Origin of the sequence: Prevotella sp. KH2C16, assembly GCF_900113305.1 — a bacterium.
In the GTDB taxonomy this organism is placed as follows: domain Bacteria; phylum Bacteroidota; class Bacteroidia; order Bacteroidales; family Bacteroidaceae; genus Prevotella.
Genome location: NZ_FOOW01000002.1, coordinates 141,270 through 162,790, shown reverse-complemented (window position 1 = coordinate 162,790; position 21,521 = coordinate 141,270). Strand labels below are relative to the sequence as shown.

General features: G+C 49.2%; 24 protein-coding genes and 1 tRNA gene. 8 read left to right on the top strand and 17 right to left on the bottom strand.

Translation table 11 applies throughout. The features are described from left to right. The first annotated feature begins 75 nt into the window (after positions 1–75). The 7 genes from sppA to tatC all read left to right on the top strand — a co-directional run bounded on the left by sppA (position 76) and on the right by tatC (position 6,226). Positions 76–1,848, top strand: a complete 1,773-nt coding sequence (sppA, locus tag BM114_RS02380) for a signal peptide peptidase SppA (RefSeq protein WP_092110015.1) — start codon at positions 76–78, stop codon at positions 1,846–1,848. 4 nt (positions 1,849–1,852) lie between these two features. Continuing rightward, entirely contained in the window at positions 1,853–3,028 is a 1,176-nt protein-coding gene (gene lpxK / locus BM114_RS02375) for a tetraacyldisaccharide 4'-kinase (protein ID WP_092110014.1), read from the top strand. Further along, positions 2,913–3,722: a purine-nucleoside phosphorylase gene (locus tag BM114_RS02370; protein WP_092110012.1), complete on the top strand. Its 810-nt coding sequence runs from the start codon at positions 2,913–2,915 to the stop codon at positions 3,720–3,722. Before lpxK ends, BM114_RS02370 begins: the two co-directional genes overlap by 116 nt. Positions 3,723–3,737: 15 nt before the next feature. Continuing rightward, positions 3,738–4,850 carry a thiamine-phosphate kinase gene (thiL, locus tag BM114_RS02365; protein WP_092110010.1) on the top strand — a complete coding sequence of 371 codons (1,113 nt, stop codon included), beginning with the start codon at positions 3,738–3,740 and terminating at the stop codon, positions 4,848–4,850. A gap of 149 nt (positions 4,851–4,999) precedes the next feature. After that, positions 5,000–5,072 (top strand) — tRNA-Phe (locus BM114_RS02360). A gap of 160 nt (positions 5,073–5,232) precedes the next feature. Beyond that, the gene (locus tag BM114_RS02355; protein ID WP_092110008.1) at positions 5,233–5,433 is read left to right on the top strand and encodes a Sec-independent protein translocase subunit TatA/TatB; all 201 of its coding nucleotides are present in this window, start codon (positions 5,233–5,235) and stop codon (positions 5,431–5,433) included. Positions 5,434–5,452: 19 nt separating this feature from the next. Then, on the top strand, positions 5,453–6,226 hold the full coding sequence (gene tatC, locus BM114_RS02350) for a twin-arginine translocase subunit TatC (protein ID WP_092110006.1): 774 nt from the start codon (positions 5,453–5,455) through the stop codon (positions 6,224–6,226). Positions 6,227–6,234: 8 nt separating this feature from the next. Here tatC and tsaA read toward each other — a convergent pair whose 3' ends face one another. After that, positions 6,235–6,927, bottom strand: a complete 693-nt coding sequence (tsaA, locus tag BM114_RS02345) for a tRNA (N6-threonylcarbamoyladenosine(37)-N6)-methyltransferase TrmO (RefSeq protein WP_092110004.1) — start codon at positions 6,925–6,927, stop codon at positions 6,235–6,237. Between the two features lie 211 nt (positions 6,928–7,138). Between tsaA and BM114_RS02340 the strand changes: the two genes are divergently transcribed. Further along, the gene (locus tag BM114_RS02340; RefSeq protein WP_092110002.1) at positions 7,139–7,642 is read left to right on the top strand and encodes a pyridoxamine 5'-phosphate oxidase family protein; all 504 of its coding nucleotides are present in this window, start codon (positions 7,139–7,141) and stop codon (positions 7,640–7,642) included. 344 nt (positions 7,643–7,986) lie between these two features. On the opposite strand, the gene BM114_RS02335 is transcribed toward BM114_RS02340, so the two are convergent. From BM114_RS02335 to BM114_RS02260, 16 genes are all read right to left on the bottom strand, one after another. Further along, positions 7,987–8,532 (bottom strand): 2-oxoacid:acceptor oxidoreductase family protein, encoded by a 546-nt coding sequence (locus BM114_RS02335; protein ID WP_092110000.1) that lies wholly within the window; start codon positions 8,530–8,532, stop codon positions 7,987–7,989. Continuing rightward, positions 8,529–9,302, bottom strand: coding sequence for a thiamine pyrophosphate-dependent enzyme (locus tag BM114_RS02330; protein ID WP_092109998.1), 774 nt, complete (start codon positions 9,300–9,302; stop codon positions 8,529–8,531). The genes BM114_RS02335 and BM114_RS02330 overlap by 4 nt, the downstream gene beginning before the upstream one ends. Continuing rightward, entirely contained in the window at positions 9,299–10,381 is a 1,083-nt protein-coding gene (locus BM114_RS02325; protein ID WP_092109996.1) for a 3-methyl-2-oxobutanoate dehydrogenase subunit VorB, read from the bottom strand. The genes BM114_RS02330 and BM114_RS02325 overlap by 4 nt, the downstream gene beginning before the upstream one ends. 5 nt (positions 10,382–10,386) lie before the next feature. Further along, positions 10,387–10,620 carry a 4Fe-4S binding protein gene (locus BM114_RS02320; protein ID WP_092109994.1) on the bottom strand — a complete coding sequence of 78 codons (234 nt, stop codon included), beginning with the start codon at positions 10,618–10,620 and terminating at the stop codon, positions 10,387–10,389. Between the two features lie 30 nt (positions 10,621–10,650). After that, positions 10,651–10,830 (bottom strand): tetratricopeptide repeat protein, encoded by a 180-nt coding sequence (locus tag BM114_RS02315; RefSeq protein WP_092109992.1) that lies wholly within the window; start codon positions 10,828–10,830, stop codon positions 10,651–10,653. Continuing rightward, a complete protein-coding gene (folD, locus tag BM114_RS02310) occupies positions 10,827–11,705 on the bottom strand; it encodes a bifunctional methylenetetrahydrofolate dehydrogenase/methenyltetrahydrofolate cyclohydrolase FolD (protein WP_092109990.1) in 879 nt (292 codons plus the stop codon). The genes BM114_RS02315 and folD overlap by 4 nt, the downstream gene beginning before the upstream one ends. A gap of 12 nt (positions 11,706–11,717) precedes the next feature. Then, positions 11,718–13,058 carry a signal recognition particle protein gene (gene ffh, locus BM114_RS02305; RefSeq protein WP_092109988.1) on the bottom strand — a complete coding sequence of 447 codons (1,341 nt, stop codon included), beginning with the start codon at positions 13,056–13,058 and terminating at the stop codon, positions 11,718–11,720. Positions 13,059–13,461: 403 nt separating this feature from the next. Further along, a complete protein-coding gene (locus tag BM114_RS02300; RefSeq protein ID WP_092109986.1) occupies positions 13,462–13,998 on the bottom strand; it encodes a hypothetical protein in 537 nt (178 codons plus the stop codon). A gap of 120 nt (positions 13,999–14,118) precedes the next feature. Continuing rightward, on the bottom strand, positions 14,119–14,820 hold the full coding sequence (locus BM114_RS02295; protein ID WP_092109984.1) for an SIMPL domain-containing protein: 702 nt from the start codon (positions 14,818–14,820) through the stop codon (positions 14,119–14,121). Between the two features lie 56 nt (positions 14,821–14,876). Continuing rightward, positions 14,877–15,818 (bottom strand): endonuclease/exonuclease/phosphatase family protein, encoded by a 942-nt coding sequence (locus BM114_RS02290; RefSeq protein ID WP_092109982.1) that lies wholly within the window; start codon positions 15,816–15,818, stop codon positions 14,877–14,879. A gap of 14 nt (positions 15,819–15,832) precedes the next feature. Continuing rightward, entirely contained in the window at positions 15,833–16,609 is a 777-nt protein-coding gene (locus tag BM114_RS02285; RefSeq protein WP_092109976.1) for a prephenate dehydrogenase, read from the bottom strand. A 1-nt stretch (position 16,610) separates the two neighbouring features. Continuing rightward, a complete protein-coding gene (locus BM114_RS02280) occupies positions 16,611–17,675 on the bottom strand; it encodes a bifunctional 3-deoxy-7-phosphoheptulonate synthase/chorismate mutase type II (RefSeq protein WP_092110178.1) in 1,065 nt (354 codons plus the stop codon). Positions 17,676–17,727: 52 nt separating this feature from the next. Further along, entirely contained in the window at positions 17,728–18,900 is a 1,173-nt protein-coding gene (locus tag BM114_RS02275; RefSeq protein ID WP_092109974.1) for a pyridoxal phosphate-dependent aminotransferase, read from the bottom strand. Next, complete coding sequence (locus BM114_RS02270) at positions 18,887–19,717, bottom strand: prephenate dehydratase (RefSeq protein WP_092109973.1); 831 nt, start codon at positions 19,715–19,717, stop codon at positions 18,887–18,889. The genes BM114_RS02275 and BM114_RS02270 overlap by 14 nt, the downstream gene beginning before the upstream one ends. Before the next feature lie 264 nt (positions 19,718–19,981). Beyond that, a complete protein-coding gene (locus BM114_RS02265) occupies positions 19,982–20,848 on the bottom strand; it encodes a tetratricopeptide repeat protein (RefSeq protein WP_092109970.1) in 867 nt (288 codons plus the stop codon). Between the two features lie 16 nt (positions 20,849–20,864). After that, positions 20,865–21,458 carry a teichoic acid biosynthesis protein B gene (locus BM114_RS02260; RefSeq protein ID WP_092109968.1) on the bottom strand — a complete coding sequence of 198 codons (594 nt, stop codon included), beginning with the start codon at positions 21,456–21,458 and terminating at the stop codon, positions 20,865–20,867. Positions 21,459–21,521 lie beyond the last annotated feature (63 nt).

The following is a 21,521-nucleotide window of genomic DNA, read 5'->3' as shown; positions in this document are numbered from 1 at the left end:
TAAAATCAAGATGAATATTTGTTTTTTTAAACGAATTATCTTATTTTTGCAAATGAAACTTTACATCTCAAACAAATGAAAGAATTTATCAAGTATGTCTTAGCCACCGTCGTGGGCTTGTTTCTGTTTGGTGTCATTATCGTTGCCATCGGCGCAATGAGCGTCGTAGGAATGGTCTCTGCAAGTCAGGCAACGAAGAATGTCGAAGAAAACTCCGTGCTGGTCATCGACCTTTCCGGCATGATGATCGAGCGGTCAGACGGCAGCATCATAACCGACCTGATGGGGTCGGGTGCGGGGACGGAAGGCCTTCAGGAAACCCTGAAAGCCGTCAAGAAAGCTAAGAGCAACAAGGATATAAAGGGCATTTACATAGAGGCTGGTGCATTCAGTACGGACTTTGCGAGTGCACAAGAGCTTCGCGAGACGCTCGCGGACTTCAAGAAGAGCGGAAAGTGGATTGTCGCCTACGCCGACAGCTATACCCAGGGCGCCTATTATCTGGCATCTGTTGCGAACAAGGTCTACATCAACCCGTCCGGTATGCTTGACTGGCATGGCCTCGGCGCGAGCCCGATTTTCGTGAAAGACTTGCTTGCCAAGTTCGGCGTTCAGATACAGGTAATCAAGGTGGGCAAGTATAAGAGTGCCACGGAAATGTTTACCGAAGATCGGATGAGCGACTTCAACCGTCAGCAGACACAGGCCTACATCGACGGAATATGGGCCAACATGTGCAAGGGAGTCTCTGAGAGCCGCAAGGTCTCGACGGCCCAGCTCAACCAGTATGCCGACAGCCTCGTAACCTTCAGCGACGCAAAGGACCTCGTCAAGAAGAAGCTCGTCGACGGACTGCTCTATACCGATCAGGTGAAAAAAGAGGTCAAGAAGCTCCTGAAACTGGAAGACGACGAGACCATCAACCAGATCAGCGTCGCCGACATGCAGCATGTAAAAGAGAAAACGACGGACGGAGAGGAGATTGCAGTATACTATGCCTACGGCGACATTGTCGACACGCCGATTGAAGGCGGGCTTTTCAATTCCAACCACATGATAGTGGGCAGCGAAGTCTGCAAGGACCTGGAAGGCTTGATGAACGATGATGATGTGAAAGCCGTGGTTCTCCGCATCAATTCCGGCGGCGGCAGCGCCTACGCATCAGAGCAGATGTGGCACCAGATATCCCTCCTGAAACAGAAGAAACCTGTCGTCGTATCAATGGGCGGAATGGCTGCTTCCGGCGGATATTACATGAGCTGTAACGCCAACTGGATTGTAGCAGAGCCCACGACGCTTACCGGAAGCATCGGCATCTTCGGCATGATTCCCGACCACAGCCAGCTGCTCACCCAGAAGCTCGGCATCAAATTCGATGAGATAAAGACCAACAAGAATGCCACAATGGGAACTCCCGCCCGGCCGATGAGCGCAGAGGAGCTCTCGTACCTCACTCAATATATCGGCCGAGGCTACAATTTGTTCCGCCAGCGTGTGGCTGACGGACGGAAACTGACCACCGCACAGGTTGAAGCCATCGCCCAGGGGCATGTGTTCTTGGGACAGGATGCGCTGAAAATTAAGCTTGTAGATGAACTTGGGGGGCTCGAAAAGGCCATTGCCAAGGCCGCAAAACTGGCAAAGCTCGACGAATACTATACCAGCGATTATCCTGGGAAATCTGACTTTCTTGATCAGTTGATGGCAGCAACGGAGAAAGACAACTATCTCGACGAGCAACTGCGACTGGGGCTGGGAGAATTTTATGAGCCCTTCCTTCTGCTCAAGTCGATGAACCAGCAGAACATGATGCAGGCCCGTTTGCCGTTCTTCCTGAATATAAAATAGATTAATGAGGACTGAAGGAGACTTCATACACATCGACGAATGGCTGATTCCGCTGAGCTGGCTCTATGGCATTGGAGTAAGGTTCAGGAACTGGCTCTTCGATGTCGGAATATTAAAGTCGAAAGCTTTTGATATTCCCGTTATTTCCGTGGGCAATATCACGGTTGGCGGTTCCGGGAAAACGCCTCATGTAGAATACCTCATCCGCCTGCTCCAAGACAAGATAAAAGTTGCCACCTTATCACGAGGTTACAAGCGCAAGACCCGGGGATATGTTCTTGCCGACGACAATTCCACGGTGCGGGAGATTGGGGACGAGCCTTATCAGATGAAGCAAAAGTTCTCCGGCATCTATGTTGCCGTTGACGAAAAGCGTACTCGGGGAATTGAGAACCTGACCACAGACAGCGCCACGAACGATGTGGATGTCATTTTATTGGACGATGCCTTCCAGCATCGGTATGTAAAACCGGGAATAAATATCCTTCTCGTAGACTATCACAGGCTCATCATGTTCGACAGACTCCTGCCGGCAGGAAGACTAAGAGAGCCTCAAAAAGGCAAGAACCGCGCAGACATCGTTATCATAACGAAGTGTCCGAAAGACTTAAAGCCTATGGAGTTCCGTGTCTTGACCAAGTCCATGGACCTTTATCCCTATCAGGATTTATTCTTCACGACCATTGACTACGACTATCTTGTCGGCATTTTCAACGGTGCAAAACTGCCGAAAGAAGGCATCGCAGACAGGAATGTGCTGTTACTGACGGGCATCGCCTCGCCCAAACAGATAGTCGTCGACCTGGAATCTCACTGCAAGTCAATAACTCCCATCACCCTCAAGGACCATCATCAGTTCTCTGGCAAGGACATCGCGAGGCTTACCGAGACCTACCAAGACCTGCCAGAGCCCCGCATTATACTGACGACCGAAAAGGATGCAACCCGACTTCAAGGAACAGAAGGCCTTGACGAAGACATCAGGCAGAATATATATGTCCTTCCGATTCACATCCGCTTCATGCTGGAAGAGGAGGAAAGGTTCAACAACAAAATATTAAGTTATGTACGAAAAAATTCAAGAAACAGCATCCTGGTTAAGACAAAGGATGACAACAAGCCCAGAAACGGCAATCATACTGGGGACAGGCCTGGGACAATTAGCTTCCGAGATAACTGACTCTTATAGTTTCCCATACTCCGAGATTCCCAATTTCCCCGTATCAACGGTGGAGGGCCACGCCGGAAAACTTATCTTCGGCAAGCTCGGGGGGAAGGATATCATGGCCATGGAAGGCCGTTTCCACTATTATGAAGGCTACAACATGAAGGAAGTTACATTTCCGGAACGCGTCATGTATGAACTGGGCATCAAGACTCTCTTCGTCTCGAACGCCGCAGGAGGAATGAATCCAGATTTCAAAATCGGCGACCTCATGGTCATCGACGACCATATCAACTTCTTCCCCGAGCATCCGCTGAGAGGCAAGAACTTCCCTACCGGTCCCCGCTTTCCCGACATGCACGAGGCCTACGACAAAGCCCTGCGCGATGAGGCAGACCTGATTGCCCGGGAAAAAGGCATCCGCATCGTCCACGGTACCTATGTGGGCGTTCAAGGCCCAACCTTCGAGACTCCGAAGGAATATCGAATGTATCACATTCTCGGAGGTGATGCCGTCGGCATGAGCACGGTTCCCGAGGTAATCGTAGCCCGCCATTGCGGTATCAAGGTGTTTGGTATCAGCGTGATTACCGACCTCGGCGGCTTCGACAATCCGGTTGAAGTGAGCCATGAGGAAGTACAGGAGGCAGCCAATGCTGCCCAGCCGCTGATGACGGAAATCATGCGCGAGATGATCAAACGCTCATAAAACGGACGCTTCAGAATGACAGACATATCGAAACTGGGTGAGTTCGGACTTATTCACCGGCTCACCAAGGACATCAAGACACAAAACGCCTCTACACATTATGGTGTAGGCGACGACTGCGCAGTACTTCACTATCCCGATAGTGAAGTACTTGTTACAAGCGACATGCTCATGGAAGGCGTGCATTTCGACCTTACTTATATTACCATGGAGCAACTTGGATATAAGGCCGCAATGGTGAACATCAGCGATATTTTCGCCATGAACGGCGACCCAAGGCAGCTGATCGTAAGCATCGCCGTCGACAAGCGCTTCAGCGTGGAGAACATCGACGAGTTCTATAAAGGGCTCCGTGAGGCCTGTGAGAAATGGGGCGTGGACATCGTCGGCGGCGACACGACCTCCACGCGGACAGGCCTGGCCATCAGTATCACCTGCATCGGCGAGGCTGCAAAGGATCACATTGTCTATCGCAACGGAGCCAAGGAAACCGACATCATCTGTGTGAGCGGCGACCTCGGTGCCGCATACATGGGTCTGCAGCTGCTTGAGCGCGAAAAAAACATCTACTACGAACAGTACGATGCCCTCACCGAGAAGGTGAAAGTGGCAAAGAAAGCGGGTAATCAGGAAAACCTGGCTGCCCTGAACAACGACCTCAAGGCGCTCAACGACTTCCAACCCGACTTTGCCGGACGCGAGTATCTGCTCGACAGACAAATCAAGCCAGAGGCTCGGGGGGATGTCATCCGGCAACTGAGAGACGCCAATATCCGCCCTACTGCCATGATGGATATCTCCGACGGGCTAAGTAGCGAGCTCCTGCACATCTGTCATCAAAGTCATTGCGGATGCCGCATCTACGAGAAAAACATCCCGATAGATTACCAAACGGCCGTAATGGCGGAAGAAATGAACCTGAATGTAACGACCTGTGCCCTGAACGGAGGCGAGGACTATGAGCTCCTCTTTACCGTTCCCATCGGCGACCACGACAAAATCGAGGGTATGGAGGGCATCAAGCAAATCGGCTATATCACTAAGGAAAGCCTGGGAGCGATGCTCATCACCCGCGATAACAACGAGTTTGAGATTACCGCCCAAGGATGGAATCCATTGAAGGAATAAACTGTTAAACAACAGATTCTTTCTGCATTTCCTAACAATATCTCTCTAAAAGATTTGTTAACGAACTTTAAACTATCATAGTTTTTTTGCTTTTCGTTCTTGATTCCCGAAAGAAAGTGCTACCTTTGCACCCGCAACTAAAGAAGCATGGTGCCTTAGCTCAGGTGGTAGAGCAATGGACTGAAAATCCATGTGTCCTTGGTTCAACTCCAAGAGGCACCACTCCTCCTTTCATTGGCCCGGTTCTCCTATGAGGCCGGGCTTTTTCATGGATAAACTTTCAGAAGTGTCTATGTTTTTCTAATCTTCTTGGTTTTTATCTGGAAAAGTTGTATATTTGCACCGATATAACAATTAACAACCATCAACAACAAAGGCAACTATGAATATCGGAGCTCCTGAAATCCTGCTTCTCGCACTGGTAATACTACTCTTCTTCGGAGGAAAGAAAATCCCTGAACTGATGAAAGGACTGGGAAAGGGTGTGAAAAGCTTCAAGGACGGCGTGAACGGCCTGGAGAACGACCTTAATCCTGACAAGAAGGAAGAGCAGACCAAGCAGGAAGAGGAAAAGAAAGACTAGACCTCCCTGACAAGACAATATGGGTAATCAACAGGACCTGAGTTTTTGGGAGCATCTGGATGTGCTGCGAGCCAGCATCATCAAGATGCTTGTGGTAACCGTCATATGCGGCATCGCGGCTTTCTGCCTGAAGGAAACGCTTTTCGACATCGTCCTTGCCCCCAAGGATGCCGACTTCATTACATACGGGATTCTGCGGCTTGACCCCTTTGAAATCCAGCTTGTCAATATCGGACTTACCGAACAATTCATGGTTCACATGAAGACTGCGCTGTTCTTCGGTATCCTCTGTGCCTCTCCTTATATCATCTATCTGCTCTACAAATTCATATCTCCTGCCCTCTATGAGAGAGAAAAATACTATGGCGTCCGCATCGTCGGAGGAGGATATGTCATGTTCTTGATAGGAGTGGCCGTCAACTATTTCCTCATATTTCCGCTCACGCTAAGATTCCTGGGAACCTATCAGGTCAGCAGCGATGTCCACACCATGCTCTCCCTGCAATCCTATATGGACACCCTGTTCATGATGAGCATCATCTTCGGAGTCGTCTTCGAGATACCCGTCATATCGTGGCTGCTGGCCCTCTTCGGCGTCCTGAAGGCTGACTGGATGCGCTGCTACCGCAGACACGCCATCGTAGTCATCCTGACGATTGCCGCCATCATCACCCCCACATCGGATGTCTTCACGCTGCTCATGGTGTCGCTTCCCATCTGGCTTCTATACGAGGCGAGCATCTGGATCGTACAAGTAACGGCCCCGGAAACGAGAACCGCCGAGGCCGATTAGCTCCCGTGTCAAGCTTTTCCAGGCTTTGGCCCGGCATTTTCTATGACTACCAGCCGTCCGTCCTTTACCTGAAAGCGGATGTCCCGCTTGCCGAAAGGCATCCCGTAGACCCTTTCCGGATCGTTCTGATAATGCGGACGGGGATCCAGTTCCAGCGTTTTCCGCAAAGCCTCGAGTTCTTTACGGGCAAACCCGGCTGCGATTTTGTCGGGAATCTCGACCTGCAACCGCTGTATCCGGTGCTCATCTACAAAGCCGCTCCGTGCATCCGGGTGGCTGTCCGCATAGACAATGTAAGGCTTGATGTCATAAATCGGAGTCCCGTCCATCAAGTCCGCCCCCAGTACCTTTATCACTGCGCCGTGCGGCGTGGCATAGTCTATCCCGCCTATCTTCACACACGAGAGCCCCAAAGGATTGGGGCGGAAAGGCGAACGAGTAGCAAAAACACCCAGCCTGGTATTTCCTCCCAGTAGCGGGGGGCGCACCACAGGACTCACTGCGCCATGCCTATTGGCAGAGAACTCCCAGATCAGCCAGAGATAATCAAAACCTTCGAGCCCCCGCAGGGCATCTGCCTGACGATAGGCAGGCTCAAAAACAATCTCCCCCTCCAGCTCTTCAACCAGGCCGCTTTGCTTGGGAATGCCGAACTTGGAGGTAAACGGAGATACAAAATGCGCTATCGGATGAATTTCCATATTGATATATTTGATGACAAAAATACTGAAAAATATCCAATATTTTTGTATCTTTGCATAAAATAACCTGCACTCGGCAGACGGAGAACAAGTTCTCTCTGCCCTCATTTGTGCTATTTTTGCATAAAATAACCTGCACTCGGCAGACGGAGAACAAGTTCTCTCTACCCTGGCGGGTGTTATTTTCGCTGAAAATCTCAGTCAAATGCCAATGATATACGATAATTCCGAGGTGCGCAGACAGGACAGGCTGTTGGACAAAAAACAAGCCCTGGAACTGCTTCAGAATAACGAATACGGTTTTCTCTCCATGATTTCCGAAGCAGGCGAACCGTACGGCATTCCCGTCAACTATGCCTGGGACGGGCGGGAAAGCATCTATATACACTGCGCTCCAGAAGGGAAAAAGCTGCGCGCCCTAAGAAACAACCCCAAGGTGAGTTTCTGCCTTGTCGGCAATGTACGCCTTATGCCCAGCATGTTTACTACGGAATACGAGAGCGTCATCTTCAAAGGGGCTGCCCAATTGGACCTGTCGGACGACGAGAAGATGGATGCCCTCCACCTGATGATAGACAAACTCTCGGCCGACTTCAAGGAGTTAGGGGACAAGTATGCCCATAAAAGCTTCCATAGAGTAGAGATTATCCGCATTGACCTGCTGACTTTCAGCGGCAAATGCAAGCGCATACATGCCACGAAACCCAATTATTAAGTCCCTATCCGGTTGCAGATAACACGGGGAATGACCACGGATGATTCCCTGCAGACCGGCCCTCCATACATCTATCGGCAGATAGCGGGATTCCTGTCTGCGGTCCCAATTAAAGTTACAAGCTGCGTGTAATCATGTTACAAGCCGTGTGTAACACCCTTACAAGCCGCGTGTAAAGAAAGCGTAGACGACTTTCGGGGATGCCAGAACTGGCTATTCTGATTTCCGCCAGCCCTCCCCTCTCCGGCAATCCCTTGCCACGAACAATACAAAAAGACAAATAAAAAAGGCCGGGCGCATCCCTGCGGCCGACCTTCAAAATTAGAGAGTTATAAAAAAACAAGTTATTTTTGTTCTGTAATTATCTTCATTCCTTCCTCTACGGCCTGCATATTCAGGGGAATCATGCCGTGATGACGCTCCGGTAAGCTCTTGAAAAGAGCCTTGTTAAGTCCGTCCGTACTGACCACAGGGCAGACTCTCAGCAAGCCGCCCAGGACAATCATGTTGAATACTTTCGCATTCTTCATCTCAGCAGCCTTGTCCATGGCATCGATGCGATAGACCGTAATGTCCTTGCGGGCAGGAGGATTGATGACGCCATAGCCATCATAAATCAGAATACCGCCCGGCTTTACCTTCGGCTCGAACTTGTCAAGCGAGGGCTGATTCAGGACGATAGCCACATCATACTTGCTCAAGATTGGTGAACTGATGCGCTTGTCGCTGACAATGACGGTAACATTAGCCGTACCGCCTCTCTGCTCCGGGCCGTATGCCGGCATCCAGGTAACCTCCTTGTCTTCCATCAAACCCGAGTAGGCAAGTATCTTTCCCATGGAGAGCACTCCCTGCCCACCGAAACCCGATATGATTATTTCTGTCTTCATAAGCTCGTCGTGTCTTTTAAATCACCCTTGGGATACTGTTTAAACATATTCTCTTCCATCCATTGATTTGCCTTGACGGGAGAGAGTTTCCAGCCACTGTTGCAAGTACTTACAATCTCAACGAGCGAGGAACCCTTGCCCGCCATGGATGCCTCGAAGGCTTTGCGGATGGCCTTCTTCGCCTTGTTGATGGCTCCGACGGTCTCCACGCTCTGCCGGGTAACATAACAGGTACCGGTAAGATGGGATGCCAGCTCCGTAATATTCAGCGGATACCCGTGAAGCTCCGGAACACGACCGTAAGGACAGGTTGCCGTCTTCTGGCCCAACAATGTGGTCGGTGCCATCTGCCCACCAGTCATTCCATAGATGGCATTGTTGATGAATATGATTGCGATATTCTCCCCGCGGTTGAGGGCGTGGATGGTCTCGGCCGTACCGATACATGCCAGGTCGCCGTCGCCCTGATAGGTGAAGACCAGACGGTCTGGCCACAGGCGCTTTACGGCAGTAGCCACCGCAGGAGCTCGCCCGTGGGCCGCTTCCTGCCAGTCGATGTCAAGATAGCGATAGGCAAAGACCGCACATCCTACAGGGCATACACCAACTGTCTTTTCCTCCATTCCCATATCGGCAATCACCTCTGCCACCAACTTGTGGACCACTCCATGCGAACAGCCCGGGCAGTAATGCATGGGAGTATCGTTCATCAAGGCCGGCTTCTCATATACCAAATTCTCCGGTGATATTATCTGATCATAGTCATTCATACCAATTCCTCCTTTAAAGCTTTAACGATTTCCTCCGGATCAGGAACGATGCCGCCTAAGCGCCCAAAATGCTCAACTCTCACAGCACCATTGACGGCAAGCCTTACATCTTCCACCATCTGACCCGCATTGATTTCGGCAACGAGTATGCCCTTTTTGTCTTTTGCGGCCTCGGCAATCTGCCTGCTCGGGAACGGCCACAATGTAATGGGACGGAAAAGACCCACCTTGATTCCTTCGCTGCGCGCTATCTCAAGAGCCTTTTCCGCTATACGGGAGGCACTGCCAAAGCTCACAATCATGTAATCGGCATCCTCCATTTGCTGAGTATCATATCTCACTTCGTTCTCTTCAATCTCCCTATACTTCTTCTGGAGATGGAGGTTTCGCTGTTCCATTATCTCCGATTTCAGCTCAAGAGATGTGAGGATGTTCGGATTCCTATCCTTGCTGCGCCCGGTAGTTGCCCATGGATACAGCCGTTTGATTTCTTCTTCAGTCTTACGGGGCTTCATCGGGGGAAGGATAACTTTCTCCATCATCTGACCGATAACGCCATCGCTCAATATCATGGCAGGATTCCTGTACTTAAAAGCCAGTTCAAAGGCCAGATCCACGAAGTCGGCCATCTCCTGAACAGAGTTTGGCGCCAAGACAATCACATAATAGTCGCCGTTGCCTCCGCCACGAGTAGCCTGGAAATAATCGCTCTGCGAAGGCTGGATCGTACCCAGACCGGGGCCTCCACGCTGTACATTCACGAATACTCCGGGAATCTCGGCACCGGCCATATACGCAATACCTTCCTGCATCAAGGCGATGCCCGGGCTCGAAGAAGAAGTCAGACAGCGCTTGCCGGCTCCCGCTCCGCCATAGATCATATTGATAGAAGCCACCTCACTCTCTGCCTGAAGCACCACCATACCCGTGGTTTCCCAGGGCTTCAGCAAGGCCAGAGTTTCAAGAACCTCGCTCTGCGGGGTTATCGGATAGCCAAAATAGCCATCAGTCCCACAACGAATGGCTGCATGAGCTATAGCCTCATTGCCCTTCATCAACATTACTTCTTGTTCTGCCATAGTGCTTAATCCTCCATTCTTTTTTTATAGACAGTAATACATCCGTCAGGACATACAATACCACATGACGCGCACCCGATACAGTCTTCCGGCCTTACGGGCTCCACATAGGGATACCCGTGTACATTGACCTTCTTTTGCGTCAGGGCTATCACATTCTTCGGACAGGCAACGACGCACAGCTGGCATCCCTTGCACCTATCTGTGTTCACTACGATAGCACCTCTAATCTTACTCATACTATAAAATTTATAATGTTTATTCCTTGTTCAAGGATTGTATGCGTCCTTATTATAGAAATTCAAGATGTCGTCAAGCATTTTCTTCGCCTCTGCCGCCGGGGATTCCGGATCTTGTTCTACGGCTTCCAGATAGCAGTCGATGGCATGCTTCCAATCACCTTTCCGGCGGTATTCATTGCCTTTTTGATAAAACTCTTCTGCGGTCATTGGTAATACTCTTTCTTAGCTGCGGCAAGTGTATTCTTCATCAAGGAGCAGATGGTCATCGGCCCTACTCCACCTGGAACGGGCGTAATATAAGAGCATTTAGGAGCCACTTCCCCGAACTTCACATCCCCGTTAAGGCGGAATCCGCTCTTGCGGGAGGAGTCGGGAATGCGAGTCGTACCCACATCTATCACCACAGCACCTTCTTTTACCATGCTCCCGGTTACAAAGTCCGGGCTCCCTATAGCCGCTATGATAATATCGGCTTTCTGACACTCTTCTTTCAGGTTTGCCGTATGAGAGTGGCATATCGTTACCGTTGCGTCGCCGTATTGCTTCTGCATCATGAGCTGTGCCATAGGCTTACCGACTATATTACTACGGCCAAGTACCACACACTTCTTTCCACTTGTCCTTATGCCATAATGCTGGAGCAAAGTAAGGATGCCAAGCGGGGTAGCCGAGACAAAAGAAGGCAGCCCGATGGCCATCCGACCGACATTGACAGGATGGAAACCGTCGACATCCTTGCGATAGTCTATGGCCATGATAATCTTCTGCTCATCAATATGTTTGGGCAGGGGAAGCTGAATAATGAAGCCGTCTATATCCTCATTCTTGTTTAACCGGTCTACACAAGCAAGCAATTCAGCCTCCGTTACATCAGCTTCATATCGAATCAAAGTCGACTTAAAGCCACACTCTTCGCAAGAGATAACCTTGTTTCTGACATAGGTTTCACTACCGCCGTCATGCCCTACGAGCACCGCCGCCAGGTGAGGTTGCTTCTCTCCGTCGGAAATAATCCGCCTCACTTCTTCTGCGATTTCTGCTTTAATTGCGGCCGCAGTAGCCTTACCGTCTATCAGTATCATGTCTTTTAAAAATTAGTGAGGCATATTCGGCATGTTCTTCATGTTCGCCATCATGCCTTTCATACCACTACCCGTAACCATCTTCATCATCTTGCGTGTCTGGTCGAACTGTTTGATAAGCCGATTCACTTCCTGGACATTCGTGCCGGAGCCCTTTGCGATGCGCAGTCTGCGACTCGTATTCAGCAGGGCGGGATTGCTTCTTTCGACCGGAGTCATACTATTGATGATGGCTTCAATACCTTTGAAGGCGTCGTCATCAATGTCCACTTCCCGAATGGCCTTGCCTACCCCCGGAATCATGGATGCCAAATCCTTCAGGTTACCCATCTTCTTGATTTGCTGAATCTGCTTCATGAAGTCGTTGAAATCAAACTGATTCTTCTGTATTTTCTTCTGAAGTTTCTTGGCTTCTTCCTCATCAAACTGCTCTTGCGCACGCTCCACGAGGCTGACCACATCGCCCATACCCAGAATACGGTCTGCCATACGAGATGGATGGAACACATCGATGGCCTCCATTTTCTCGCCCGTCCCGATAAACTTGATGGGCTTGGTAACAACCGTGCGGATGGAAAGAGCCGCTCCGCCACGGGTATCACCGTCGAGCTTTGTCAGGACAACGCCGTTAAAGTCCAACCGGTCGTTGAAGACCTTGGCAGTATTCACGGCATCCTGACCCGTCATTGAATCTACGACAAACAGCGTCTCGTCTGGATTGACATGGTTTTTGAGGCTCTCTATCTCGTCCATCATCTGCTCATCCACGGCCAGACGGCCGGCTGTATCGATGACCACCACATCATATCCCTTTGCCTTTGCTTCCTGAATGGCATGGTCTGCAATCTCGTTGACATTCTTGTTTTCCGGCTCTGCATACACCGTAACGCCCACTTGCTCACCGACCACCTTCAGCTGGTCGATGGCCGCGGGGCGATATACATCACATGCCACGAGCAGAGGCTTCTTGTTCTGCTTGGTCTTGAGCATGTTGGCCAGTTTGCCAGAGAAGGTGGTTTTACCGGAGCCCTGGAGGCCGGACATCAGGATGACGGCAGGCTTCTGCGTGAGGTTGAGCCCCACGGCCTCACCACCCATGAGCTCGGCGAGCTCGTCGTGGACGATTTTCACCATCAGCTGACCTGGCTTGACGGCCGTCAACACATTCATTCCCAAGGCCTTCTGCTTTACCGTATCAGTAAAAGACTTGGCCACTTTATAGTTCACATCGGCATCAAGCAGAGCCTTCCTGACATCCTTCAGGGTCTCTGCCACATTTATTTCGGTGATCTTTCCCTCACCCTTTAATATCTTAAAGGAACGCTCTAATCTGTCGCTTAGATTTTCAAACATTTCTCAGTACTTTTTATTCTTAATGCAAATTTAGTCAATTTCAAGGGAAATGAATCATTTTCCTTCATGTTTTAAAGTATTTTAAAACACCGCCGTATCATTTCTCCACGCAAAGCAACAAGGTAGCAGTGCAGCTAATGAGAAATTCACAAACATAGACAGGTATAACATTCAAGAAACAAATCATCCACCTTTATAAAACACTATCCGCTTTTTATCAATGGACAGACATACTATTTGAGACTGTATTACGCAATCCATACCACAAAGATCCTTGTCTCATTCGGAGGATAAATCGCTCAAAAGTCCTAATTAGATAAGGGCAACATGATAAAGAATGTGTCTATTATAAACATACTCCTAATTAGACATTAAAATTGAAGCGAGCTCTTATCATGAAAAACTACCTCGTGATTAGCAAATTCCATGATGATAGAATTGAATCTGCCTCCATCTTTGATATTACAAAACTTGTTTCATAATATAACCCTTTGATTTTCTCTGGGTGGTTGCTATATGCATTGGGTTTCATCTTTTTTGCAGTACAAAAAACATATTCCCATCTTTTGTCATTAAAATAATATGTGATACACAAAGATTCCCGAAGGTTCCCGTCTATTGTCATATATGTATTTTTTCCTAAATACTCATCTGTTTCCCATATGATTTTATTTTTCTCTATCAAATTGTGTTTTTTGAAATAGTAGGGAAGATTTTCTTCTTTTATGGGATTTATCCACATACCACCATCGGAGGTATATGATTTTGCATACTCCCATGTTGAGTCCAGCAAGACCAAACCTATATTTAGCCTTTGAGCATTGAACATAACACCATAGATGTTTTGCTTTTTATCACAATTACTTAATGTAACTGCGATAAAAAACAAAACAAAAAAGAAAGTTGTTATTTCTGTTTTATTGTTTCTTTCCTTCTCCATCCTTCTTTGATATTGCCACCTGATTTTACTTACCGGAAAGCTACTGCCAAGATTCCCGCTGGCCTTTAGGAGATCTCCCTCTGATGGATATTCTTCTTTTCTGCGACCGCACCCTGCACTTTAATCCTTCAGGGAATAGGTTACGGTCGTTACCACGCGCACCTTCTTGATATAAGGAGTGTTGGCGTCTCGGTTGTCGATTGAGAACTGTCCTTGGTCCGCACTTTCTATTTTGTTGAGCTTGGAGTGGCTATTCTCAGCAAACTGCCGTGCGGTCTTCTCTGCACTTTCAATGGCCTCCTGCATCATTTTAGGCTTCATATCCTTAAATGATACATACTCAAAGAGCGTGGGGTTCTCATAGTCGCCCTCAACGATAGCAATGCCTTGCTTCAACAATTCCCCCTGCCGAGCCATGATATTGCGCACCAACTTTACATTGTTTGAAGTTACAGTGATAATCGAAGTGATGTTATACCGATAGCGCTGGCTATTGTTGGAATACTGATTGGCTTCAAGGTCAATCACCTTCGGGGCGTTCGTGGATATCTCATTTGCCTTCACGCCGTACTTGAGGAGGAATCTCTTTATTTCCGCTTCCTTCACGGCTATCTGGCTGTAGAGCGCAGGGAGGTTGTTTCCCATTTCCTTCGTGGAAATCGGCCATGTTACCTTGTCCGCCTCCACTTCCCGTTCCGACAACCCTTTGACCGTAACCTTGCGGTCTTTGTTGGTGAAATCATCAATTCCCCACTTGATGCAAACACCTAAAACGATTACTCCAAAGGCGATAATGGCCGCCTCAATAATATGATTCTTCATAACTCTCATTTATTGGTTTCCACAAAGATAGGTAATTTTCCCGAAACCAACAACATTTATTGGCAAAATCTTGCAATCAAGGGAAGATGGTCGCTGAAGCCGTTCTTCCAATGCGCGCCATAGTAATTTCGCTTCGGACGGATACCGCCATACTTGTCGTCTGCCTCCAACAGGAAGGGAAAGTCTCCTATCCGGCACCTTAGAAGGCTGTCTTGAAGATTCTCAGAACACAGAATATGGTCGATGGAATCCCATTCCCCCTGATACCGATAGGTCGCCTTTGCCCCGTTCGTTCCCCTCGCCTCCCGGGAAACATCCACCAACTGATGTGAAAGAAGCAACTGGATGGACATATCGGAATAACTGTCATTAAAATCACCGGCTATCAGAATCCGAGCGGCAGGCGACAGCGCACGGAGGGAATCTACGGCCTCCAGGAGTCTTCGCGCCACCTGCATCCGATGCGGCTGCGTAGCCTTGACGCCGTCTGAACGGCTGGGAGCATGAACGACGAAGACATGCAGGGTATCACCAGTTATCACCAGTCCGCTCGCATACAGTATATCACGCGTCGGGCGCATGTTTTTCAAGGGAGTTACCTGGACGGAATGGTGGTTGATGAGCCGGAACGACATCGGAGAATACAGCAAGGCCACATCTATTCCGCGGACATCCGGAGAATTTGTCATGACATATTCATATCCAGCCTTCCGTAAGAGCGACTTCTTGGTAAGGTCTACTACCACGCTGTCGTTCTCCACTTCGCACAAAGCTACCATATCCGGCAACTGCCAACCGCCGTCCTGCTCCCCACAGGCAATAATCTCCTGCCCGATATGGTTCAGCTTCTGCCAGTAACGATAGTGGTTCCAATGCCGCCAACTGTCAGGCAGAAATTCCTGATCCTGCTTCAGCGAGTCGTGCTCACAATCGAAGAGATTCTCGCAATTGAGCTCTATGAATGTAAAGAAACTTACCAGTAATACCGCAAACGACATACTATTCCTCCCCCTTAATCCTTTACATGACTGCGAATCTTGGCAAGATATTGCTTCATGCCCTCGGCATCCTTGTGGTCGATAATCTCCAGAAGGTCTTTCAATTCGGTACGAATCTGAGCCACCTGATCATGCGTATAAGGATTGAACAGAATCTCCTGAAGCAGATAGTCGTCCTCGTTCAGTACGCCCTTTGCAATCTTCATATGCCGCTTGAAGGTGGTTCCCGGTGCATCCTGATGCTTCATCACCGCCGCAAACACAAAGGTCGACACAAAGGGGATGCTCAACGAGTAGGCCACGGTCTTGTCGTGCTCCTCAAAAGTGTACTCATAGATATTCAGTCCCAGCTTTGAATAGAGGTCCTTGAAGAAGATCCTACCCATGTAATCACCCTCTTTAATGATGATGGCATTTTCCTCGGAGAGCTGATTGAGGTTGGCAAAAGTAGGGCCGAACATCGGATGAGTGGACACATAACGACGACCACTCCGCTCATAAAAATCCTTCAATCCCGTCTTGACCGAGCTGATATCACTAATAATGCAGCCGTCTGACAGATAAGGCATAACCTCTTCGAAAGCCGGGATCGTATACTTCACGGTTACCGCATTGATAACCAGTTCAGGATTAAATTCAGCTATTTCATCTAAAGTCGTAAACCTCCGACAGTTATAAGTGAATCTCATCCGCTTCGGATTTTTCTCGAAAACGGCCATTTCATGCTCAAAACTGAGCAGGTCGAGGAAGAAGCTCCCCATCTTGCCTGCCCCTAAAACCAATATTCTCATCTTACTTATTGATTATCTCCATCTGTTGGCGTACGCTCTCTTCATGAACGCCTTCAAACACCTTAGCTATAAACTCCGCATCCATTCCCATCAAACTGCCTTGGGCACCGCGCTTTTCCAATATCTCATTATAGCGGTTTGCCTGGAAAACCGTCATGTTGTGCTCTTTCTTATACTGGCCTATTTCACGGCAGACTCGCATTCGCTTAGCCAGCAATTCCATCAAGTCGTTGTCTAATTCATCAATCTGCTTGCGCAGCTGGGTAATCCCCTCGGTCGTAGAATGCTCATCCCTGATGACCAAAAGACTCAGGATGTAATCCAACACATCTGGTGCTATCTGCTGCTTGGCATCGCTCCATGCCGCATCCGGATTGCAATGGCTCTCGATAATCAGGCCGTCGAAACCAAGATCCATCGCCTGTTGGCACAAGGGAGCTATCAGGTCTCGGCGCCCGCCGATGTGGCTCGGGTCGCAAATCAAAGGCAGATTGGGAATCCGCCGGTGCAGTTCCATTGGAATCTGCCACATGGGAAGATTCCGGTATATCTTCTGGTCATAGCTCGAGAAGCCCCTGTGAATGGCCGCCATACGCTTGATACCCGCCTGGTTGATACGCTCCATGGCACCAATCCATAGCTCCAAATCCGGGTTTACGGGGTTCTTGACAAAGACCGGGATGTCTACTCCCCGTAGGGAATCTGCCAAATCCTGCATGGCAAAGGGGTTTGCCGAGGTACGGGCCCCTATCCACAGGATGTCTATCCCATATTTCAGGCAAAGCTCTACATGCTCCGGTTTCGCCACCTCGGTAGTTACGAGCATGCCGGTTTCTTCCTTTACCTGCTTCATCCAGCCCAGAGCTTCCTCGCCCTTGCCTTCGAATCCGCCTGGTTTCGTACGCGGTTTCCACACACCGGCACGGAAATTATGACAGCCTTTCCGGGCTAATTCCCGGGCTGTAGACATCACTTGCTCCTCTGTTTCAGCAGCACAAGGTCCTGCTATCACAAACGGGCGTTCGTTATCACTCGGTAGATTTAAAGGTTGAAGATCTAATTCCATATGCTTATCTTTTATTTTTTTCCTTATCTGAACATTCCGTTTCTCCCTGTCCCTACCATTCCAAAGCCCTGATTCTGCGAAGGGCTTCCTGCATTTTCTCATCCTTGGCACAGAGTGAAATCCGTATGTAGCGATTTCCGTTGTTTCCAAAAATGAAGCCCGGGGTTATGAAAACCCGTGCCTCGTGCAGCACACGCTCCGTCAATTCTTCCGCATTTCCGTAACCGTCAGGTATCTTTCCCCACAGGAACATTCCCACCTGAGAGGGATCGAAACTGCATCCGAGAGTCTTCATTATCTCTTCCGCGATACGGCGGCGGTGCTTATAAACCTCTACATTATACTCATGATGCCACTCCGGGCTGTTGGTATTATAGGCTTCTGCGGCCGCAAGCTGTATTCCCCTGAAGGTTCCGGAGTCGATATTGCTCTTTATCTTCAGAATCCAGCTGATAAAGGTCGCGTTAGAGACGCACAGCCCGACGCGCCAGCCCGGCATATTGAAGCTCTTGGACATGGAATTGAACTCGATGCAACAGTCCTTTGCTCCCGGCACCTGCAGCAATGAGACGGGGTGCTCGTTGAGAATCAAGGAATAAGGATTATCGTTCACCACGACAATATGGTGTTTCCTGGCAAACTCCACCAGCCTCTCATAGGTTTCCATGCGGGCATTTCCACCCGTCGGCATGTTCGGATAATTGATCCACATGAGCCTTACCTCCGTCAGGTCCATCGTTTCGAGTTCGTCAAAGTCCGGCTGCCAGCCATTATCCTCACACAGGCTATAGTTCACAATCTCCGCCCCCAGAATCTTGCTGAGCGATGTATAGGTGGGATAACCCGGGTCAGGAACCAGCACCTTCTCACCCGGATTCACAAAGGCCAGCGTTACATGCAGTATGCCTTCCTTGCTTCCAATGAGAGGCTGAACCTCCGTCTTCGGGTCTAAATCCACCTGATACCACTTTCTGTAGAAACCAGCCATTGCCTCGCGCAGTTCCGGTATCCCGATTGTCGGCTGGTATCCGTGCGCGTCAGGGTCGCGAGCCACCTCACAGAGCTTTTCTATCGTCTGTCTTGAAGGCGGCATATCCGGACTGCCGATGGCCAGACTGACAATGTCTTGACCCGCTGCATTCAGCCGGGCAACCTCTTTCAACTTGCGAGAAAAATAGTATTCCTCAATGCACGATACGCGATCAGCCGGTCTAATATTGCTCATATTCTCCGATAATTTTAAGTTCTTTGGTCAATGGGGTTATCGCATCAATCGACTGGCGGTAGCGGGTCAGATCCTCAAAGGTTACATCCACATAGAACAGATACTCCCATTCGTGCCCGATAATGGGCAGGGATTGTATCTTCGTAAGATTGATGTCGTAGAAGGAAAGGATTGTCAACACCTTGGAAAGACTGCCTTCAGAATGAGGAAGAGAGAACACCAGGCTTGCCTTATTCGATTTATTCAACGGCCTGAGGAAGTCTGCTTTCCGGGGATTTGACACTACGAGGAAGCGCGTGAAATTATGTTTGTTGTCCTCGATGTGGTCTTCCAGCACCTTCAGGCCATACAGTCTGGCGGCATCTGGATGGCAGATGGCTGCCCAGCCTCTGCACTGATGCTTGCTGATATACTCCGCACTACCTGCCGTATCCTCGCTTTCCACAGCCTTCAGACCGGGATGCCCAGCCAGGAAAGAATGGCATTGCATCAAGGCGACGGGATGGGAATGAACCTCGCTGAGGGTAGCCCAGTCGTCGCCGGGCAGACAGCAGATGCAATGTTGTATATGAAGCTTATACTCGCCGACAATCGTCGTATCCGAAGCCCGCAGCAAATCGTAGTTGTGCAGCAGGCTTCCCGCAATGGTATTCTCTATGGCTACCAGGCCTATCACCGTGGGATCGCGCTTGATATTCTCAAAGACTTGCTCGAAAGTAGCACAGCAAATCAGCTGGACTTGTTCTTCCGGGAAGTACTGATGGGCCGCTATATCGTGGAAGGAGCCCCTGAATCCTTGGATGGCAATTCGCTTCATTTCGTCTTTAGTATGAAAAATCCCGCTCCAAATTACATGAAGCGGGACCTTTTTTGTTTCTTTATTCTGTCATAAGTTGAAATCTACACGCAACTTCCCGCTTCACAATTACTTGCAAAGTAAAAATAAAAGTAGTAAAAAGATGCGTATGACTTCATCATGATTTCTATCTTCTTCAGTTATTGATTGCAAAAATAGCACATTTATTTCACTTCTACAAGCATTTTGAAAGATTTCTTCATAAAAATCTTTCGATTGCCCTTCTTAGAGCCCAAAGGGATTGATATTCCTATAGGCATCTTCTGTCTTTTGCTGGATATCTTCCTTTTGAACAGCTTCCTCTTTGTCGGGATTGAGCTCAAGAACGGCCTTCAAATCTTCCTCCGCCCCGTTCTTATCGCCCAGGCTGAGCCTTATCGCGCCCCTTTCCTTAAATGCCGCAATACAGAACGGATTGAGTTCTATCACCTTATTATATATATTGACAGCCTCGTCGTGGCTCTTCTTTGCCTCAAGAACCCGTGCCTTGAGCAACAATACATCCTCATTCTCCGAGGCATGTTCCATCAAATAGTCCGCGTCCTGGGCAGCTCCCTCCACATCATTCACCTCCAAGAGGATTTCTCCCCGCAGCAGATGAGCGTCTCCGTAGTTTTCCTGCAGCGTGATAGCCTTTGTCAGCATGGCCAGGGCATTCGTCCGATCGCCCTGCCCCCTGCAGGCACGGGCATAGAGATAGAGTACCTGCGGATCGTCCTTGTTTATCAGAAGCGCCTTCTCACAGGCATCAGCCATGGCGCTATAGTCTTCCATCATGTAGGCCACATGCGCCATGCGAAGATAGATTCCCTCATTATCAGGCTGTGCCTCAGCCAGTTTCTGGAGTTGTTCGAATGCCGGAAGGAGTTCGTTGTTCTGGATGAAAGCCTGTGAGAGGTAGTCGCGGCACTCAAGGTCTTCCCTTATCTCGAGGGCATGCGAGAAGCATTTGATGGCCTGTTGCCACTGGTTCATGCGCAAGGCCTTCACTCCGTCATACTTCAGCACATCAAAGTTACGCGCCTGTTCCTCCTGTTTTTTCTCCTCGGAGGTTTCCTCCTTTCCTCCAAACAACGCCTTAAAAAAATTCATATATCCTCTTGTTTTTCTATTCCTGCTGTTTGTCAATAAGTTGTTTATATACTGCGTTGGGAATGGCATCCGTGCGTTCCCACGAGCCCCATTTGCCAGACACGGGAGCATAGCTGTCTCCCACCTTCTTATATCGCTGGAACACAAACTTCGCATTGATGTATCCATCGGTTCCGTCCTTGGCCAGGATATAGCAGTAGAGCGTCTCCGAATAGCCCACGACCACCTTGTTCTGCTTCACGGCATCCGTCAGCCAGCCTTCCTGAGGAATTGCGTTGGCCACTATAACGGCCTGAGGATAGCGTGCCTTGAAAGCTTTCTCGCATGCCTGCTTCAACTCCTGCCCCTCATCTTCCTTATAAAGATTGACACTATAGATGGGCATATAGTAGGTGCCGTCTATCTTGATTTCGTCCACATGGCGGTCTTCAAAGCCAAGGGCGCCCTTCACCTTCTGCGAGGCATCCGTGGCATCACTCTTCATTTGGTTCCAGATGCCGCTCACATTTTCTTTCAATGTCTTTTTCTTGGCCGTCTTACCGGTCTGCCCGGAGGCAGGGATTGCCACCATACACATGGCTGCAAATATTGCAAAAGCTATTCTTTTCATACCATAATAGTTTTAATTCACGACAAAAATAATATAAAAACATTAACGCACAAAATAAATTCC

What these genes read in the sequence shown, in the direction of transcription:
- sppA (WP_092110015.1), top strand. Translation starts at nt 76, where the DNA reads ATGAAAGAATTTATCAAGTATGTCTTAGCCACCGTCGTGGGCTTGTTT.
- BM114_RS02335 (WP_092110000.1), bottom strand. Translation starts at nt 8,532, where the DNA reads ATGAAGACAGAAATAATCATATCGGGTTTCGGTGGGCAGGGAGTGCTC.
- folD (WP_092109990.1), bottom strand. Translation starts at nt 11,705, where the DNA reads ATGATACTGATAGACGGTAAGGCTACTGCGGCCGCAATTAAAGCAGAA.
- BM114_RS02355 (WP_092110008.1), top strand. Translation starts at nt 5,233, where the DNA reads ATGAATATCGGAGCTCCTGAAATCCTGCTTCTCGCACTGGTAATACTA.
- BM114_RS02290 (WP_092109982.1), bottom strand. Translation starts at nt 15,818, where the DNA reads ATGTCGTTTGCGGTATTACTGGTAAGTTTCTTTACATTCATAGAGCTC.
- BM114_RS02285 (WP_092109976.1), bottom strand. Translation starts at nt 16,609, where the DNA reads ATGAGAATATTGGTTTTAGGGGCAGGCAAGATGGGGAGCTTCTTCCTC.
- lpxK (WP_092110014.1), top strand. Translation starts at nt 1,853, where the DNA reads ATGAGGACTGAAGGAGACTTCATACACATCGACGAATGGCTGATTCCG.
- BM114_RS02275 (WP_092109974.1), bottom strand. Translation starts at nt 18,900, where the DNA reads ATGAGCAATATTAGACCGGCTGATCGCGTATCGTGCATTGAGGAATAC.
- BM114_RS02340 (WP_092110002.1), top strand. Translation starts at nt 7,139, where the DNA reads ATGATATACGATAATTCCGAGGTGCGCAGACAGGACAGGCTGTTGGAC.
- BM114_RS02325 (WP_092109996.1), bottom strand. Translation starts at nt 10,381, where the DNA reads ATGGCAGAACAAGAAGTAATGTTGATGAAGGGCAATGAGGCTATAGCT.
- BM114_RS02370 (WP_092110012.1), top strand. Translation starts at nt 2,913, where the DNA reads ATGTACGAAAAAATTCAAGAAACAGCATCCTGGTTAAGACAAAGGATG.
- BM114_RS02330 (WP_092109998.1), bottom strand. Translation starts at nt 9,302, where the DNA reads ATGAATGACTATGATCAGATAATATCACCGGAGAATTTGGTATATGAG.
- BM114_RS02320 (WP_092109994.1), bottom strand. Translation starts at nt 10,620, where the DNA reads ATGAGTAAGATTAGAGGTGCTATCGTAGTGAACACAGATAGGTGCAAG.
- BM114_RS02260 (WP_092109968.1), bottom strand. Translation starts at nt 21,458, where the DNA reads ATGAAAAGAATAGCTTTTGCAATATTTGCAGCCATGTGTATGGTGGCA.
- tatC (WP_092110006.1), top strand. Translation starts at nt 5,453, where the DNA reads ATGGGTAATCAACAGGACCTGAGTTTTTGGGAGCATCTGGATGTGCTG.
- BM114_RS02315 (WP_092109992.1), bottom strand. Translation starts at nt 10,830, where the DNA reads ATGACCGCAGAAGAGTTTTATCAAAAAGGCAATGAATACCGCCGGAAA.
- BM114_RS02295 (WP_092109984.1), bottom strand. Translation starts at nt 14,820, where the DNA reads ATGAAGAATCATATTATTGAGGCGGCCATTATCGCCTTTGGAGTAATC.
- BM114_RS02300 (WP_092109986.1), bottom strand. Translation starts at nt 13,998, where the DNA reads ATGGAGAAGGAAAGAAACAATAAAACAGAAATAACAACTTTCTTTTTT.
- thiL (WP_092110010.1), top strand. Translation starts at nt 3,738, where the DNA reads ATGACAGACATATCGAAACTGGGTGAGTTCGGACTTATTCACCGGCTC.
- ffh (WP_092109988.1), bottom strand. Translation starts at nt 13,058, where the DNA reads ATGTTTGAAAATCTAAGCGACAGATTAGAGCGTTCCTTTAAGATATTA.
- BM114_RS02280 (WP_092110178.1), bottom strand. Translation starts at nt 17,675, where the DNA reads ATGGAATTAGATCTTCAACCTTTAAATCTACCGAGTGATAACGAACGC.
- BM114_RS02265 (WP_092109970.1), bottom strand. Translation starts at nt 20,848, where the DNA reads ATGAATTTTTTTAAGGCGTTGTTTGGAGGAAAGGAGGAAACCTCCGAG.
- tsaA (WP_092110004.1), bottom strand. Translation starts at nt 6,927, where the DNA reads ATGGAAATTCATCCGATAGCGCATTTTGTATCTCCGTTTACCTCCAAG.
- BM114_RS02270 (WP_092109973.1), bottom strand. Translation starts at nt 19,717, where the DNA reads ATGAAGCGAATTGCCATCCAAGGATTCAGGGGCTCCTTCCACGATATA.